The 13215-nt window shown below is 59.1% G+C and carries 16 protein-coding genes; 8 read left to right on the forward strand and 8 right to left on the reverse strand.

Annotated elements, in window-relative coordinates; translation table 11 throughout:
* Positions 1–7: 7 nt before the first annotated feature.
* Both NN484_RS08735 and NN484_RS08740 read right to left on the reverse strand, forming a co-directional pair.
* The gene (locus NN484_RS08735; protein WP_274658903.1) at positions 8–1165 is read right to left on the reverse strand and encodes a GGDEF domain-containing protein; all 1158 of its coding nucleotides are present in this window, start codon (positions 1163–1165) and stop codon (positions 8–10) included.
* Positions 1166–1267: 102 nt separating this feature from the next.
* Positions 1268–1516, reverse strand: coding sequence for a hypothetical protein (locus NN484_RS08740; protein WP_127651411.1), 249 nt, complete (start codon positions 1514–1516; stop codon positions 1268–1270).
* Positions 1517–1686: 170 nt separating this feature from the next.
* On the opposite strand from NN484_RS08740, the gene NN484_RS08745 reads away from it, so the two are divergent.
* Both NN484_RS08745 and NN484_RS08750 read left to right on the forward strand, forming a co-directional pair.
* Positions 1687–2331: an ATPase gene (locus tag NN484_RS08745; protein WP_127651410.1), complete on the forward strand. Its 645-nt coding sequence runs from the start codon at positions 1687–1689 to the stop codon at positions 2329–2331.
* 86 nt (positions 2332–2417) lie between these two features.
* The gene (locus NN484_RS08750; protein ID WP_215499667.1) at positions 2418–2759 is read left to right on the forward strand and encodes a hypothetical protein; all 342 of its coding nucleotides are present in this window, start codon (positions 2418–2420) and stop codon (positions 2757–2759) included.
* 113 nt (positions 2760–2872) lie between these two features.
* Here the strand turns inward: NN484_RS08750 and NN484_RS08755 are convergent, their stop codons facing one another.
* Positions 2873–3871, reverse strand: a complete 999-nt coding sequence (locus NN484_RS08755; protein ID WP_274658904.1) for a zinc-dependent alcohol dehydrogenase family protein — start codon at positions 3869–3871, stop codon at positions 2873–2875.
* Positions 3872–4033: 162 nt separating this feature from the next.
* Here NN484_RS08755 and NN484_RS08760 point away from each other — a divergent pair, with 162 nt between their 5' ends.
* Entirely contained in the window at positions 4034–4987 is a 954-nt protein-coding gene (locus NN484_RS08760) for a bifunctional helix-turn-helix transcriptional regulator/GNAT family N-acetyltransferase (protein WP_274658905.1), read from the forward strand.
* Here the strand turns inward: NN484_RS08760 and NN484_RS08765 are convergent.
* Positions 4972–5610: a TetR/AcrR family transcriptional regulator gene (locus NN484_RS08765; protein ID WP_274658906.1), complete on the reverse strand. Its 639-nt coding sequence runs from the start codon at positions 5608–5610 to the stop codon at positions 4972–4974. The genes NN484_RS08760 and NN484_RS08765 overlap by 16 nt on opposite strands.
* A gap of 112 nt (positions 5611–5722) precedes the next feature.
* Between NN484_RS08765 and NN484_RS08770 the strand changes: the two genes are divergently transcribed.
* On the forward strand, positions 5723–6379 hold the full coding sequence (locus NN484_RS08770) for an O-methyltransferase (RefSeq protein ID WP_215499675.1): 657 nt from the start codon (positions 5723–5725) through the stop codon (positions 6377–6379).
* A 27-nt stretch (positions 6380–6406) separates the two neighbouring features.
* On the opposite strand, the gene NN484_RS08775 is transcribed toward NN484_RS08770, so the two are convergent.
* Positions 6407–6889, reverse strand: a complete 483-nt coding sequence (locus NN484_RS08775) for a GNAT family N-acetyltransferase (protein WP_274658907.1) — start codon at positions 6887–6889, stop codon at positions 6407–6409.
* Positions 6890–7045: 156 nt separating this feature from the next.
* On the opposite strand from NN484_RS08775, the gene NN484_RS08780 reads away from it, so the two are divergent.
* Positions 7046–7501 (forward strand): VOC family protein, encoded by a 456-nt coding sequence (locus NN484_RS08780; protein WP_215499679.1) that lies wholly within the window; start codon positions 7046–7048, stop codon positions 7499–7501.
* A 262-nt stretch (positions 7502–7763) separates the two neighbouring features.
* On the opposite strand, the gene NN484_RS08785 is transcribed toward NN484_RS08780, so the two are convergent.
* Positions 7764–8330: a TetR/AcrR family transcriptional regulator gene (locus tag NN484_RS08785; RefSeq protein WP_127651402.1), complete on the reverse strand. Its 567-nt coding sequence runs from the start codon at positions 8328–8330 to the stop codon at positions 7764–7766.
* 114 nt (positions 8331–8444) lie between these two features.
* Here NN484_RS08785 and NN484_RS08790 point away from each other — a divergent pair, with 114 nt between their 5' ends.
* Positions 8445–9092: a glutathione S-transferase family protein gene (locus NN484_RS08790; RefSeq protein ID WP_252191431.1), complete on the forward strand. Its 648-nt coding sequence runs from the start codon at positions 8445–8447 to the stop codon at positions 9090–9092.
* 218 nt (positions 9093–9310) lie between these two features.
* Here the strand turns inward: NN484_RS08790 and NN484_RS08795 are convergent, their stop codons facing one another.
* Positions 9311–9700 carry a MerR family transcriptional regulator gene (locus NN484_RS08795; protein ID WP_127651400.1) on the reverse strand — a complete coding sequence of 130 codons (390 nt, stop codon included), beginning with the start codon at positions 9698–9700 and terminating at the stop codon, positions 9311–9313.
* A gap of 74 nt (positions 9701–9774) precedes the next feature.
* Between NN484_RS08795 and NN484_RS08800 the strand changes: the two genes are divergently transcribed.
* Positions 9775–10842: an SDR family oxidoreductase gene (locus NN484_RS08800; RefSeq protein ID WP_215499681.1), complete on the forward strand. Its 1068-nt coding sequence runs from the start codon at positions 9775–9777 to the stop codon at positions 10840–10842.
* Positions 10843–10941: 99 nt separating this feature from the next.
* Positions 10942–11841 carry a DMT family transporter gene (locus NN484_RS08805; RefSeq protein WP_215500368.1) on the forward strand — a complete coding sequence of 300 codons (900 nt, stop codon included), beginning with the start codon at positions 10942–10944 and terminating at the stop codon, positions 11839–11841.
* Positions 11842–11975: 134 nt separating this feature from the next.
* Here the strand turns inward: NN484_RS08805 and NN484_RS08810 are convergent, their stop codons facing one another.
* A complete protein-coding gene (locus tag NN484_RS08810) occupies positions 11976–13097 on the reverse strand; it encodes an SMP-30/gluconolactonase/LRE family protein (protein ID WP_215499683.1) in 1122 nt (373 codons plus the stop codon).
* Positions 13098–13215: the final 118 nt, after the last annotated feature.

Below are 13215 nucleotides of genomic sequence, written 5' to 3' on the forward strand. Positions count from 1 at the left end.
GGTCTGGTCATCCTGAAGTGGTGAGCCCGGTCAGGCGCAGGCGGTTACGCCCGCCGCGCTTGGATTCGTAGAGCGCGGCGTCGCCTTGCTCGATCAGTGCCGCGAGGCTGGCCGGCGGTGTGTTGAACAGGGTCGCGCCGATGCTCAGTGTCACCGGTTCCGAGGTCGGAAATGCCTGGATCGCGGTGCGCTGAAACTGATCGCGCAGGGTGTCGCCGAGGGTGACGATGCGTTCACTCGGTGCGTTGTTCAGCAAAATCACGAACTCGTCCCCACCCAGCCGTGCGGCCAGCGCCTCATCGGGCGATTCGGCGCGGATCATCTCGCTCAAGGCCACCAGCAGGCGGTCGCCGGCGGTGTGGCCGTACTGGTCGTTGACCAGTTTGAAATTGTCGATATCGATCAGCAGCAGGGCGCCGGGTCGCGTCGGAGAGACATCCTGCAGCAGACGCGGGGCGCGCACTTCGAGGGCGCGGCGGTTGTAGAGGGCGGTCAGTGGATCACGGGCGGCCAGCCGCGCGATCTGCTCTTCGCGCCGGTAGCGTTCGGTGCCGGTCATCGACAACGCGATCAGCATGATTGCCATCGCGCCTTCGACCAGCGAGATCTGGATGATTTCACCTCGAAACGCGGCCAGATCGATCAACGTTCCCGGGATCATCACCGTCAGGGCTTTGGCCACATAGAACATGCCGTGGCCCAGCAACACGTAGCGCAGTTGCACCGCGCCGACGCTCAGCGATTTGCCATGGGGCCGCAGCAGAAAACTCGCCTTGAGCGTCGAGGCGGCCACCAGCAGCGAGTTGGCGGCCAGCATCACCTTCGACCACAGCGGCCCGTCCGGCAGCAACAGCATCACCAGCCAGGTGACGAAGATCAGGTACCAGGCGCGGGGCAGGCGGATCTGCGTGAAGCGCGCCACCCCCAGCAGAAACAGGAAGTGTGCGGTCACCAGCAAGCCGTTGGCGAACCAGATGCCAATCAGCAGAAAACCATTGCTGCGCAACAAGGCCAGGGTGGAACCGACGGTGATCGTGGCGAAACCGGCGCTCCAGAACAGCAGCGAAGGCTCACGAATGCTACGCCACTCGATCGCCAGGTACAGCGCAGCAGCGGCTGCGAGAGCGATCGAGATAGTCAGCATCGTTGGTGGATCGAGCGGCATTTCTTGAAGCGCCTGTCTGAAGTCGGTTAGACGGGCGATTGTAAGCGTTCGGGCCTGTTTTGGCAGGCGCCGCGCGCTACCGTCACTGCCCGGCGTCCGCCGTCACGGCTGTGGCGCGAGCCAGGTGTCGACGACCCGTCGATCCAGCTCTTCCCAGTAGGCCATGCCCAATACCCGCGTGGTGTTCAGCCCGCGCAGGTAGCCACGCAACTGATTGGCGGTGTCGCGCTTGAGCCGCGCATCGGTGATGTCCTTGTCCAGCAACACGCTTTCGTACTGCACCAGGTATTCGGCCACCCGCTCGCGAAAGTCGGGCAAGACTGCGTCGCGGATCAGGTCAAAGGTTCTCAATTCGGCTTCCTCACTGTTGTTTTAGTCGTTGTGGATGAGTGTGTTACCCGTCTTTATCGTGCGCAACTATCGCTAGAAGTAATAGTGACCATCACGAAACGCAAGTTCAGCTTTACAGGCAATAGGCGGAAAATTGCCTCCATTGAACACGCAGCTCAAGGAAACGCGCGATGAAGACACTGACCCGACTGGCACTGATCGCCCTGCTGATGGGCGGCGTGATGGCCACGGCACCGTCTTACGCAGACGACGCCTGTGCGTGTCATCTTCAACCGATCGCCGGCAGCAGCGCGAGCTTGCAGCATTCGCAGAGCGTAGGTGTGTTGTACAGCGAAAACACCCGGGACAACCTTGATTACCTGACGCGCTACCACGACATGGCGCTGCACGGTGCCAAGGATGCGCTGGACTCACGGATTCGCGCAGCTTTTGTCAGCAGCTCCGATCCGGAACTGGCGATCGACTGGTTGCTCAGCTCGTTACAGCGTCAGTTCATGTCGGTGACCGTTTACGACAACCTCGATGCGCTGATTCAGGCACATCCGGACATCGTGGTGAAACTCGACACCTTCAACCGCTTGCTGACCCAGCAGAACAACCTGTTCGAAGCGCACTTCATCGCGCGTTTCTACGATGCCGACCTGCAGTACATCGGCAAGGCCGAAGGCGCTGTGGAGAAACAGATCCCGGCGGTCTGGGTACACGATAAAGCGGCGCACGAGATTGCCGCGCAGATCGAAAAACAACGGGACCTGCAACTCAATGCCTTGAAGCAGTTCGATGCCTCGCTCAAGGCACTGGTGGCTTCAAGCTGAATACTCAAAACCAAAAGGGCAGCGGCGGCGCCGTGACGCTGAACCGCTGCCAGTTGAACCGAACCTTTATTTTCAGGACTACACCGATGCGCTCTTTATTTGCCCCGTCCATGGCCGTTGCCTCGTTGCTGCTCGCCGGTTGCGCCTCCGCGCCGAACGACCCGACGCTGACCCTGCAGACCAGCAAGACCCCGGCGCAGTACGCCGATTGCGTGGTGCCGAAGCTGCAACTCAGTGCGCTGAACCCGAGCGTCTCGCAGACCCAGCGCAGCTACCGGATCGTGGTGCCGAGCAAGGTTTCGGCCGACAACGTGCTGGAAGCCTACAAGGCCGGCAGCGGCGGCAAGGTGTTCATCTACGAGCGCCATTTGCTGGCCTCGAACTTCCTGCCTTCCAGCTTTGAACGCGCCGCCCAGGATTGCATCTGACCCGGGTTTGCCAACTGTTTTGACCGAGCTCCTTTGGTTGGCCGCAACCAACCAATACTTTGCCCCGCACCTCATTCGGTTGCGGGGCTTTTTTTGTCCTGAGTTTCTGTCGCTCAAGCGACGTCGATCACCACCTTGCCAATCGCCGTGCCCTGTTGCACCGCGTCGTGCGCTTGGCGCGCCTGGCTGAGGCTGAAGTGTTCAGCATGCATCAACGGCTTGACCTTGCCTTCCTCGATCAACCGCGTGGCGTAGCCGAGGATTTGTGCGTGGTGCTTGCGCCCGACGCCGGTGAGCATCGGCAGCAACACGAAAATCCCCGACAGCGTGGCGCTGCGCAGCGAACCGGTGGCCAGGTTGTGGGTGCCGAACGCCGCGCAACTGGTGACGTGACCGTAGAGCCGGATCGCCGCAAACGAATCATCCAGGCTCTTGCCGCCGACGGTGTCGTAGATCACGTCGAAGCCCTTGCCGTCGGTGAACTGGCTGACGTACTGCTCGACCGACACGTTTTTGTAATCGATGGCCGTGGCGCCGTAGCTTTCAACAATCGCGCGCTTGCCCGGCGATACGGTGGCGAACACTTCAGCGCCCAGAGCAGCCGCGATTTGCACCGCCATGTGCCCGACACCGCCCGCGCCTCCATGCACCAGCACCTTCTGACCGGCCTGGACATGCGCGCGGTCGACCAGACCTTCCCACGCCGTCAGGAACACCAGCGGTACGGCCGCCGCCTCACGAAACCCGAGATTTTTCGGCTTGAGCGCCACCAGGTCGGCATCCACCGCCAGGTATTCGGCGAGCGACCCCGGCAAACCGCGCACACCACCGACCATGCCGAACACTTCGTCGCCCACCGACAGATGGCTGACATTGGCGCCGACCGCTTCAATCACGCCGGCCATGTCAGTTCCGAGAATCGCCGGCAGCTCTGGCATCGCGTAAGGCGCATGGCCGGTGCGGATTTTATAGTCGATGGGGTTCACGCCACTGGCCACGATGCGCACCAGCACCTCATTGGCTTGTGGCACCGGGCGCTCGATCTGTGCCTCGCGAAAAGCGTTGTTGGCATAGTCGTCAAGGATCAACGCGCGGATGGTGGATTGGCTCATTACGACGCCTCGCTGTCATTTCAAGGAAAGGGGCCATGGTGAAACGTGCTGCCAGTTTTGTCGACCGGATACGCGTCGCCGTTACCCAGCGTAGCCGGCCCGTTGCGCAGCGTGACTGGAATATGGTTGTATCGTACAACCATATTCCAGAGGTGGTTGGTCATGACGATTGCCCCAGCCTTGATCGAAGACATCCGCACGGCATCGCGCACCATGGTGCGTGAGCTGGGCTTCATGCGCGCCACGCTGGCGGCGACCGACTACTCCGCCTCCGGCGTGCACGCGCTGCTGGAAATCGAGACCGGGGACGGTGTGAGCGCTGCGCAACTGGCGCAAAGCCTGGGGCTGGAAAAGTCCAGTGTCAGCCGCATGGTCGGCAAACTGATCAAGGCCGGGGAGATCGAGGAGCGTACGGCCGAGGACGCTCGCGTCAAGCGCTTGCACCTGACGCCGCAAGGCCGGCAGACCGTTGCCGCTATCCACGCCTTCGGCCAGGCGCAGGTCAGCCAGGCGTTGCAGGCGCTCAACCCATCGCAACAACAGAGCGTGGCGCAGGGCCTCACCACCTACGCCCACGCCCTCAAAACGATCCGCTTGGGCACCCATCAAGCACTCACGCCGAACCTGCTCATCAGCGCCGGCTACCGCCCGGGGTTGATTGGCCGCGTGGCGCAAATGCATGCCGATTACTACTCGCAGCATGCCGGTTTCGGCGCGGTCTTCGAAAGCCGCGTCGCCAGTGGCGTGGCGGAGTTTGTCGGGCGCCTCGATCAGCCGTGCAACCAGATCTGGGTGGCGACCCTCAACGAGCGCATCGTCGGTTCGATCGCGATCGACGGGCAGGACCTGGGCAACCATCAAGCGCATCTGCGCTGGTTCATCCTCGATGATGGCTGTCGCGGGAGCGGTGTCGGCCGGCAACTGCTGAGCGCGGCCGTAACGTTTTGTGACCAGCAGGGTTTTGCCGCCATTCAACTCTGGACTTTCAAGGGCCTCGACGCCGCGCGCCGACTGTATGAGGCGTCCGGCTTCGAGCTGAGCAAAGAAGAGCAGGGCAGTCAGTGGGGCACGCTCGTCACCGAGCAGCAGTTCACCCGGATTTACCCTGAAGGCTGATTCAGCACCACCACGTAGGCGCTGAACATGTCCGCCAGTCCATCGGCGAACGCGGTGATTTGCGGATCGCTACGCGGGTTGCCGGAAAAATCCTTGCCCACCGAACTGAGCGTGGTCAGGATCAGATCGCAGGCTGCGGTGCGGGTTGGCTCACCGGCTTCGGGCAGTAACTCGCACATGAAGACGGCGAAGATTTGCCGTCCCGCCGCACGTACTTCGTCAGCCTCGGGCGCATCGCGATACAGCGGTGCCGCATCGTTCAGCGCCCCGCGCATCTGCGCTTCCTCACACTCCGAACGGATGAACGCCTGCACCAGTGTGCGCAGGCGTGCCAGTGGCGGCTGTTCGGGATTTTCCAGAATTTGCTGCAGCATCTGCGTGGTGTGCAGCCATTCATCGCTCTGCAGACGGAACAGAATCGCCGCCTTGTTAGGGAAGTACTGGTACAGCGAGCCGATGCTCACGCCAGCCTTTTCCGCGACCCGTGCGGTGGTAAAACGGCTGGCGCCGTGCTCGGTCAAAACCTGAATAGCCGCCTGCAGAATCGCCGCGACCAGATCAGCCGAGCGTGCCTGCTGCGGCTGTTTGCGCGAGGAAATACGGGCAGTCTGGCGATTGCTCATGGGCGGCTCGGGCCTCGAAGGGAAACGCGAATAGCGGATCGAGTGAATCACTCGCATCATTTAAATGCGACGAATTGCTCGCATCTTAATCCCCCATTGACGGAAAGCAATCATGACAACCCTGACCTCTGAACCGTTGGCCAGCCTGATCGAACGTCTCTACAGCCAAGCTAGCGCCGCCACCAGCCCGGTGCTGGAAACGGTGTCCGGCGAGGAGCGTGAACGCCTGATGCACAGCAAGACCGAGTACCTGAAACTCTACGCCATGCTCAAGGATCTGTGGCTGCCAGTCTCGCGCGACACCGGCAAGCTGCTGTACCTGCTGGCGCGCAATGCCAAGGCCAAGGCCATCGTCGAATTCGGCACCTCGTTCGGCCTGTCCACCCTGCACCTGGCGGCGGCGCTGCGCGACAACGGTGGTGGCGTGCTGATCGGCAGCGAATTTGAACCGGCGAAAATCGCCTTGGCACGCCATCACTTCGTCGAGGGCGGCGTCAGCGATCTGGTGCAAATCCGCGAAGGCGATGCGCTCGTCACCCTCGCCAGCGACCTGCCGCCGTCAGTCGACCTGCTCCTGCTCGATGGGGCCAAGGCGCTGTATGGCGATGTGTTGCTCCTGGTGGAACAACACCTGAAACCGGGCGCGCTGGTGGTGGCGGACAACACCAACTACTGCCCGGAATACCTGGCGTACGTGCGTGCGCCGCAGAACGGTTATCTGTCCGTGCCGTTTGCCGATGACATCGAGCTGTCGATGCGACTGGGCTGAGGCAGGGTGCTGCGAGCGGGCGAACCGCTACAGACGCATGCCCATTTCAAAAGCGCGGGGTTCAAATCCGAACTCCGCATACATCCGCACGGCCCGGGTATTGAACGCCCAGACCGTCAAACGCAGATCCTGGGCATCCTGTCCGAGCGCCCAGTTTTTCACGAGATCCATCAGCCCGCGTCCAATGCCTTTTCCCGAAAACTGTTCGGCGACACACACCGAACCGATGCGCACAACATTCTGCGACTGCATCAACGGCCCTGAACTGGCTGACAGGCTGGCCGTGATAAACGCCGCAGGTTGATGACCGACATGGGCAATAAAGGCAACATGGCCCGGCCTCTCGAACAGCCCCGACCAGTGAGGCAGGTCACGGGAAAACGCTTCGGTGGCAGGTGCATAGATGTCGGGACGGGCAGTGTGGTGCACCTCATTGAGCAATTGGCCCAACTCACACATGCTCAAGGCATCTTCGACCGTTGCGATTCGGTAAGTGATGGTTTCATCCATGGGGTGCAGCGCTCCTTGATGGCGTGGTCCCTCGAAAGGCTCAGGCCTTTGTCTCATAGACGGGAAGGTATTCCAATGGGAATTCGGTGAGGAAACCGACGCCATGAACAACCGCGTAGTGGTTACCATGAGTATCGTTTCGACAGGAGCCACGCAATGGATCTGAAATTCAGTCACGTCGATGTACTGGTCAATAATCTCGAAGAAGCCTGTGCTTACTATGCGGACATACTCAACGCCAGAATCTCCAAGACGCTGGTCTGGGAGCGGGGCGGGCTACAGGTGCGTTACGCGATTGCGCTGATCGGGCAGGAGCGTTTCATGTTGGTGCAGCCGTTGGCCGGGAATCTGAAAGCGCTTCTGGATTCTGCCGGCGAGGGGATGATTTACCGTCACTGTTACTCGACCCCGGATATCGAAATAGCCTATGACGAATTGCTGGCCGCCGGTGTTCAGCCGGAAGACGAAAACGGGCAGCCATTAGCGCGGGCGAATCTGCAATCCCCGTCGGGGGGACGCATCATCTGGTTGCCCAAACGCTTTGGCCATTTTTCCATCGAGATACTGGAAGAGAAAGCGCTGGAGGCATTTGTCGAGGCCGCGTTTATCTGACTCAAGGCTGATCCTGGTCGGGCTGAACAAGAGGGCGAGAAGCGTTGTCGCACCCTCAAACCTGAAGTCAGATCAGCGCCTTTATTGCTTGGGCTGTTGATCACATGGCCCCAATAGCTGTTGCTGCTCAGCACGGTTTGATCGACATCGCTGATGATCGCCTACGGTCGATCACCCGGTTTGTGCGCCTGCAACGCTCGGTCCAGTTGCATTCTGGCGACGTTGACCCTTGGTAATAAGGCGCCTCGTTTGTTGTGGCAGGTCATGGCTCAACGAGCTGCAAACATCCCTGCTGACAGGCTGTGAGAATCTCTTGCGCCAATTGGTCATCGGCCACAGCTCGAGCGAGTGCCAAGCCACCAATCATCCCTACGGCAATTTGCACAGCATGCTGGCGTGTATTCGTCTGTGTCGTCGATTTCAGCCCGGACTCTAGACGTGTGATGAACGCTGAGAGCACTTGGGTATAGCTCTCCTGGATGGCTCCATCCTGTCGAGCAGCATCATTGACCATGAACGCTAACGGACAGTGCATGCGGCTTGCATCCCGATGGTCCATGCGGAGATAGTCTTTCACTACCTGCAGCAAACCATTTTTACCAGCCTCTTCGAGCATCGCGCCCCCTGCGTTCGCGGCATTTCTAATCGCTTCGGTGTAAAGCTCCGTTTTGGATGCGAAGTGACTATAGAAAGCCCCCCGGGTCAATCCCGCACTCTCCATAATTGAGTCGATACTGACTTTGTCGAAACCTTCCAGTGCGAAGAGTCGCGCGGCGCTATCCAGAATCATCTGTCGAGTGGTTGCGCGCTGTGTAGCAGGCCAGGGCATTCGTCTTCTCCTTGATAAAGCGTGAGCTGGAGTATGACAAAACGGGACTTTATGTTCTTGAACATAAGGTCATACCGACCAGAATTGCCGACTCTACCCCTCAAGGAGCTACACATGAGATTGCACATACTGGGACCTGGATTTAGCACCTTCGCACGGAGTGTCAGACTTTACTGCGAGGAGAAAGCGCTGGATTACACACACGGGATGCACGTGGATGGTAATGCGATCAGGTTGCACAGCCCTGAACACAAGGCACTGCATCCTTTTGGCAAGGTCCCGGTATTGCTGCATGGAGAGCGGAGCGTAATTGAAACAACCACCATTTGCCGCTACCTGGATGAAGCCTTTGCGCTTGTTTCTCCAAGGCCCGCTGACTTGGCCCAGAAGGTAAAGGTCGATCAGTGGGCCGCTGCCTTGGCGATGTATGCCGATGATCGACTGATACGTCGTTATCTTTTATTACTGGTTTCACCTGCACAGCCGTCACGCCCAATCGATAGAGACGCTGTGGCTATCGCCGAGCCAATGGCTATCCATACACTTTGGCTGCTGGCGCAGCAATTGGATGAGCAGCCATTTTTCTGCGGGGCGGACTACAGCATGGCGGACGCCATCCTGACGCCTATGCTCGATTATTTGGAACGCGTGCCCGAAAGTGCGCAATGGCTGAAAAAAACACCCAATCTTCGTGATTATCTTTTTCGCATGCGTTTGCGCCAGTCAGGGCTCAATGTGTTGACCGAGCCGAACTTCAGTTAATGCAGAAATTTATGGACTTATCGTTCGCCCCAAGGCCGTTTCTGGCCGAATTCTGTCTGTGTTAGCTGCCGCGTAGAAGGGCGCCCGTTCAACCACGCAAGGTCTTTTGGGCGGACGCTTACCGTCCAGAACCTGGCTACAAGGTTTCAGAAAATGCGTCAGCCATGGGCTTGAAACTGGAGGCAGGCTGCAGCTTCCGTTCCCCGGATGTTGACCGTTCAGTTTGAAGCGTTGTTCAGCTGTTGAAGCTCAAGTTGCCTGGCAGCACTGGCTTCGAGGTTTGCGCGCTCTTCATCCAGATACCGATAAATGCCTTGGAGGTTGGCGATTTTCTGTTTGATCTCTGCCATCTTTTTTTCAATCAGCCTGGCGCCGTCAGCACAATCGATCAGCTTGTTCCGCTGCGCGTCCAGAATCTCGCCGATTTCCCCCAGGGAAAACCCCATGCTTTGCGCACGCTGGATAAAGTCCAGATCCTGCAGAGTTTGCTCGGTGTAAACGCGATAGTTGTTGATTTGCCGCAGCGCTGAGATCAGGCCGATTTGCTCGTAGTAACGCAGCGTATGGCGGCTGGCGCCGCTACGGGCTTCGAGTTCGCCGATTCTCATGAAAACACCGCTTGACTGTAGAGTTGGGTCGACAGTTTACGCTTGATTTCTCATCTTGAACAAGGAACAGGGAAATGGGCGTGGAGTGCTTTGTCACGGGGGGGACCGGCTTCATCGGTCAACATTTGGTGGCGTATCTGAGTGCAAAAGGTCACACCGTTCGGGTGTTGATGCGTCGCCCGGAGCGACTGGCTGCACTGCGCGAGCAAGTCGATAATCTGGGAGGGTGCGCAACCCGGGTATTTGCCGTTGCCGGCGATCTGGAACGGGACAACCTCGGGCTGAGTCTTGAGGACCGAGAAGGGCTACAGCACGCCAGCGTCATATTCCACTTGGGCGCCCACTTCGCATGGGGGCTTTCGGTGGAGCATTCTCGTGCGGTGAATGTGGAAGGGGCAAAGCGCGTGGCGCTGTTGGCGGCTGAGCAAAACAGCCGTTTAGTGATGATCGGCGGCTACATGCTGAAAAATCATGAACATCTGCAGCGCATCGGAATTGATCCTCGTCATCCGGAGTTGACGAATTGGCCTGCCGTCTACCGGCGTGTCGGGGGTTACGAGGGAAGCAAGCTGGAGGCGCATTTTGCGACCCTGGAGGTCATGTCTGCCAAGGGCGGGGAGATGACCGTTGTCCACCCTGCGACTGTCTGTGGTCACAGCCGTACCGGGCATATCCTTGACGGTCAGCCGCTGGTGGAGCTGATACGCAACCTTGTGCAGGGAAAGCTGACCGCCGTGCCCGGTACCGCCGAGCACTGGCTGCCACTGGTTACTGTGGATTACCTGGTCGAGCTGTTGGCAGTGTGTGCTTTTGATCCTGCCATGGTGGGCCAGGAACTGCTGGCGCTTGATGACCAGACGCCAAACCTGCGAGAACTCCTGATACAGGTGGCACAACCTTTGGGCTTAAAGTCTCCCAAGCATCACATTCCGCTCCGATTGCTGAAGTGGCTGCTGAGTATTGCGCCCGTCGCGTGGTTTCTGAATACAAAACCCGAAGCCTTGGACTTTATCCAGACCACTCGTTTTGATACAACGGCGGTCGAGCAATTTGCCAACAGGCATGGAATAGCCAAACCGGATATACGTCAGTCTTTGCAGCACACTGCAACATTCGTCAACGCCTATTGCATCGCCAAATAAATACTGGCGTTGGCGGGATCTTCGTATCCTCAAACTGTGCGCCGTCGATATCGGGCGGCATTCTATCGGACGACAATTCAGCGACAGGGATCGTCATCAATGCAATCCACTTTCAGCAAAGGCGTCATGTTTGCACTCTCCGCTGCGGCACTGAACGCAACGATCGGTGTACTCAGCAAAATACTCATGAGTAATGGTTTCACCGCCAGCAGTGTCGCGGTCATCAAGACCGTACTGGGTTGCGTGCTTCTCTCGATCCTGTTGTTTTTCCTCAAGCGCCCGGCGGCGTCGATCAAATGGACTCAGGCGGCTATCTGCGCATTCCTTGGCATCTTTGTGCTGTTCCATTTCGAAACGTCCGCCTATCGACACTATGCTGCGGCAGGTGTGGTAGTGGTGCTGATGGCCAGTGCCTCAATTTCCTCGATCATTCTGGGGCGCATTTTTCTCAAGGACGCCATCACTGCGAACGCGACCGTGGGTGCCGCACTGGCTATCGCCGGGATCTCGGTGATCTTCGGCGGCGACCTGCAGCAGGGCTTTACCCTGCAAGGTGCTGCGCTCGCCTCCATGGCCGGCTCCGGCTATGGGGCCTTTTCGGTTGCCATGAAGCGAATGGGGGTGTCGGGGGGGCTGCACTTCACCCGACAACTGTTATTTTTTGGCAGCCTGTACTTGCTGATGCCGGCTGCGGCCGATGGTTTCGCGATCGGCGAGCTGTCGCCGCTGGCGATCGCTGCGCTGCTGGCGCTGGCCACGCTGCCGACAATCCTGGGCTTCTTCTGCACCACCAAGGCCATCGAGTATCTCAAGCCATCCCAAGTGCAAGCGCTGGAGCTGACCGAGCCACTGTTCGCCGCGCTGCTGGCGTTTGTGGCGCTCAACGAAGTACCGCGCGACAGCCTGTACGCGGGAGCGGCACTGATCATCGTCGGCTTGTGTTTCTCCAATGAACTGATCCGCTTGGGCAGCAAAGCCTCCGTCGCGTCGACCGAGTGAGCGGTTGTCGGATCCTGATTGCTTTAGCCATGTGCCGGGACAGTCAACGGGCTTGAATGCCGCGCATCGCCGGATGATGCGCGGCAGGATATTGTTTCGATAGTCACGCAACGATCGCGAGACGAACGTCTTTTTTACAACGCAAACGTAGTGCCACGCGTATTCACAAACAGTGAGTAGATCGAGTGACTACTGGCCATGAACAGCCGATTCCCTTCGCGTCCGCCGAAGCACAGGTTCGGGCAGCGCTCTGGCAGGGAAATGTGTCCGATGGCCTTGCCCAGCGGATTAAAAACGCGCACGCCGTCGAGTTTCTCCAGGTCGGCCTTGGGATCACCATTGCCGCCCCAGCCGCACCACAGATTGCCCGCTTCGTCGCATTTGATGCCGTCGATTGCGGCATAGTCCAGCCCCTCGATGTGCTTGCGGCGTTCGCCCAGTGTGCCGTCGTCCTTCACGGCAATCGCCCAGATCAGGCGATTGGGCTTGGCGCGGCCTTCGACGACGTACAGGGTTTTTTCGTCGGGAGAAAAGCACAGGCCGTTGGGGCCGTTGAGGTCGTCGATGACCCGAGTGACTTTTTTGCTCTCGCCGTCGATGCGGTACACGGCGTGGGGTTGGCTCGGGGTGATTTTGTGGCCTTCGTAGTTGTTGCTGGTCTGGAAGGGCGGGTCGCTGAACCAGATCGATCCGTCACTTTTGCAGACGATGTCGTTGGGCGAGTTGAAGGGCTTGCCGTCGAAGCTGTCGGCCAGCACGGTGATCGTGCCATTGTATTCGGTGCGCGTGATGCGGCGGCCTTCGCGGGTGGTGGTGGAGCCTTCGCAGACGATCAGACGCCCTTGGCGATCCCGGCACATGCCGTTGGAGAAGTTCGAGTGTTCGCGGTACACGGTGAAGGTGTCGGTGATTTCGTCCCAGCGCATGATGCGATTATTGGGGATGTCGCTGACCAACAAGTAGCGGCCATCACCAACCCACACCGGCCCTTCGGCCCAGCGCATACCGGTGGCGAGTTTTTCAACACTGGCGTTGAAAACGCGTAGCTCGAGGAAGCTGTCGTCGAGGATGTGAATCAGTGGATCCGGGTAGCGCTGACTCAAGGGTTCGGCGGCCTCGGAGATTCGGGTTAGCGCGGCGCTGCCGACGGTGGCGAGCGTGGCGGAAACAGCGAGGGATTTTTTCAGGAAGTTGCGGCGAGTATTGCCCTTTGCCCGGTCAAGGCTTTCAGGGGGGGCGGACAGGGATGAGTCCATGTAGCGATCTCCGTGGTTTTATTTTTTTTGGAGACCTAGTAATACCTTGTGGTAAGACATCGTACAAGTGCTTCGTCGCGCGGCCCATATGGCGTATGCAGCTTTGATGAATCGACGC

Source organism: Pseudomonas serboccidentalis (assembly GCF_028830055.1).
GTDB lineage: Bacteria > Pseudomonadota > Gammaproteobacteria > Pseudomonadales > Pseudomonadaceae > Aquipseudomonas > Aquipseudomonas serboccidentalis.

Coding starts and splice junctions, on each gene's coding strand:
- NN484_RS08735 (WP_274658903.1), bottom strand. CDS start 1,165: ATGCCGCTCGATCCACCAACGATGCTGACTATCTCGATCGCTCTCGCA.
- NN484_RS08745 (WP_127651410.1), top strand. CDS start 1,687: ATGAAGACACTGACCCGACTGGCACTGATCGCCCTGCTGATGGGCGGC.
- NN484_RS08750 (WP_215499667.1), top strand. CDS start 2,418: ATGCGCTCTTTATTTGCCCCGTCCATGGCCGTTGCCTCGTTGCTGCTC.
- NN484_RS08755 (WP_274658904.1), bottom strand. CDS start 3,871: ATGAGCCAATCCACCATCCGCGCGTTGATCCTTGACGACTATGCCAAC.
- NN484_RS08760 (WP_274658905.1), top strand. CDS start 4,034: ATGACGATTGCCCCAGCCTTGATCGAAGACATCCGCACGGCATCGCGC.
- NN484_RS08765 (WP_274658906.1), bottom strand. CDS start 5,610: ATGAGCAATCGCCAGACTGCCCGTATTTCCTCGCGCAAACAGCCGCAG.
- NN484_RS08770 (WP_215499675.1), top strand. CDS start 5,723: ATGACAACCCTGACCTCTGAACCGTTGGCCAGCCTGATCGAACGTCTC.
- NN484_RS08775 (WP_274658907.1), bottom strand. CDS start 6,889: ATGGATGAAACCATCACTTACCGAATCGCAACGGTCGAAGATGCCTTG.
- NN484_RS08780 (WP_215499679.1), top strand. CDS start 7,046: ATGGATCTGAAATTCAGTCACGTCGATGTACTGGTCAATAATCTCGAA.
- NN484_RS08785 (WP_127651402.1), bottom strand. CDS start 8,330: ATGCCCTGGCCTGCTACACAGCGCGCAACCACTCGACAGATGATTCTG.
- NN484_RS08790 (WP_252191431.1), top strand. CDS start 8,445: ATGAGATTGCACATACTGGGACCTGGATTTAGCACCTTCGCACGGAGT.
- NN484_RS08795 (WP_127651400.1), bottom strand. CDS start 9,700: ATGAGAATCGGCGAACTCGAAGCCCGTAGCGGCGCCAGCCGCCATACG.
- NN484_RS08800 (WP_215499681.1), top strand. CDS start 9,775: ATGGGCGTGGAGTGCTTTGTCACGGGGGGGACCGGCTTCATCGGTCAA.
- NN484_RS08805 (WP_215500368.1), top strand. CDS start 10,942: ATGCAATCCACTTTCAGCAAAGGCGTCATGTTTGCACTCTCCGCTGCG.
- NN484_RS08810 (WP_215499683.1), bottom strand. CDS start 13,097: ATGGACTCATCCCTGTCCGCCCCCCCTGAAAGCCTTGACCGGGCAAAG.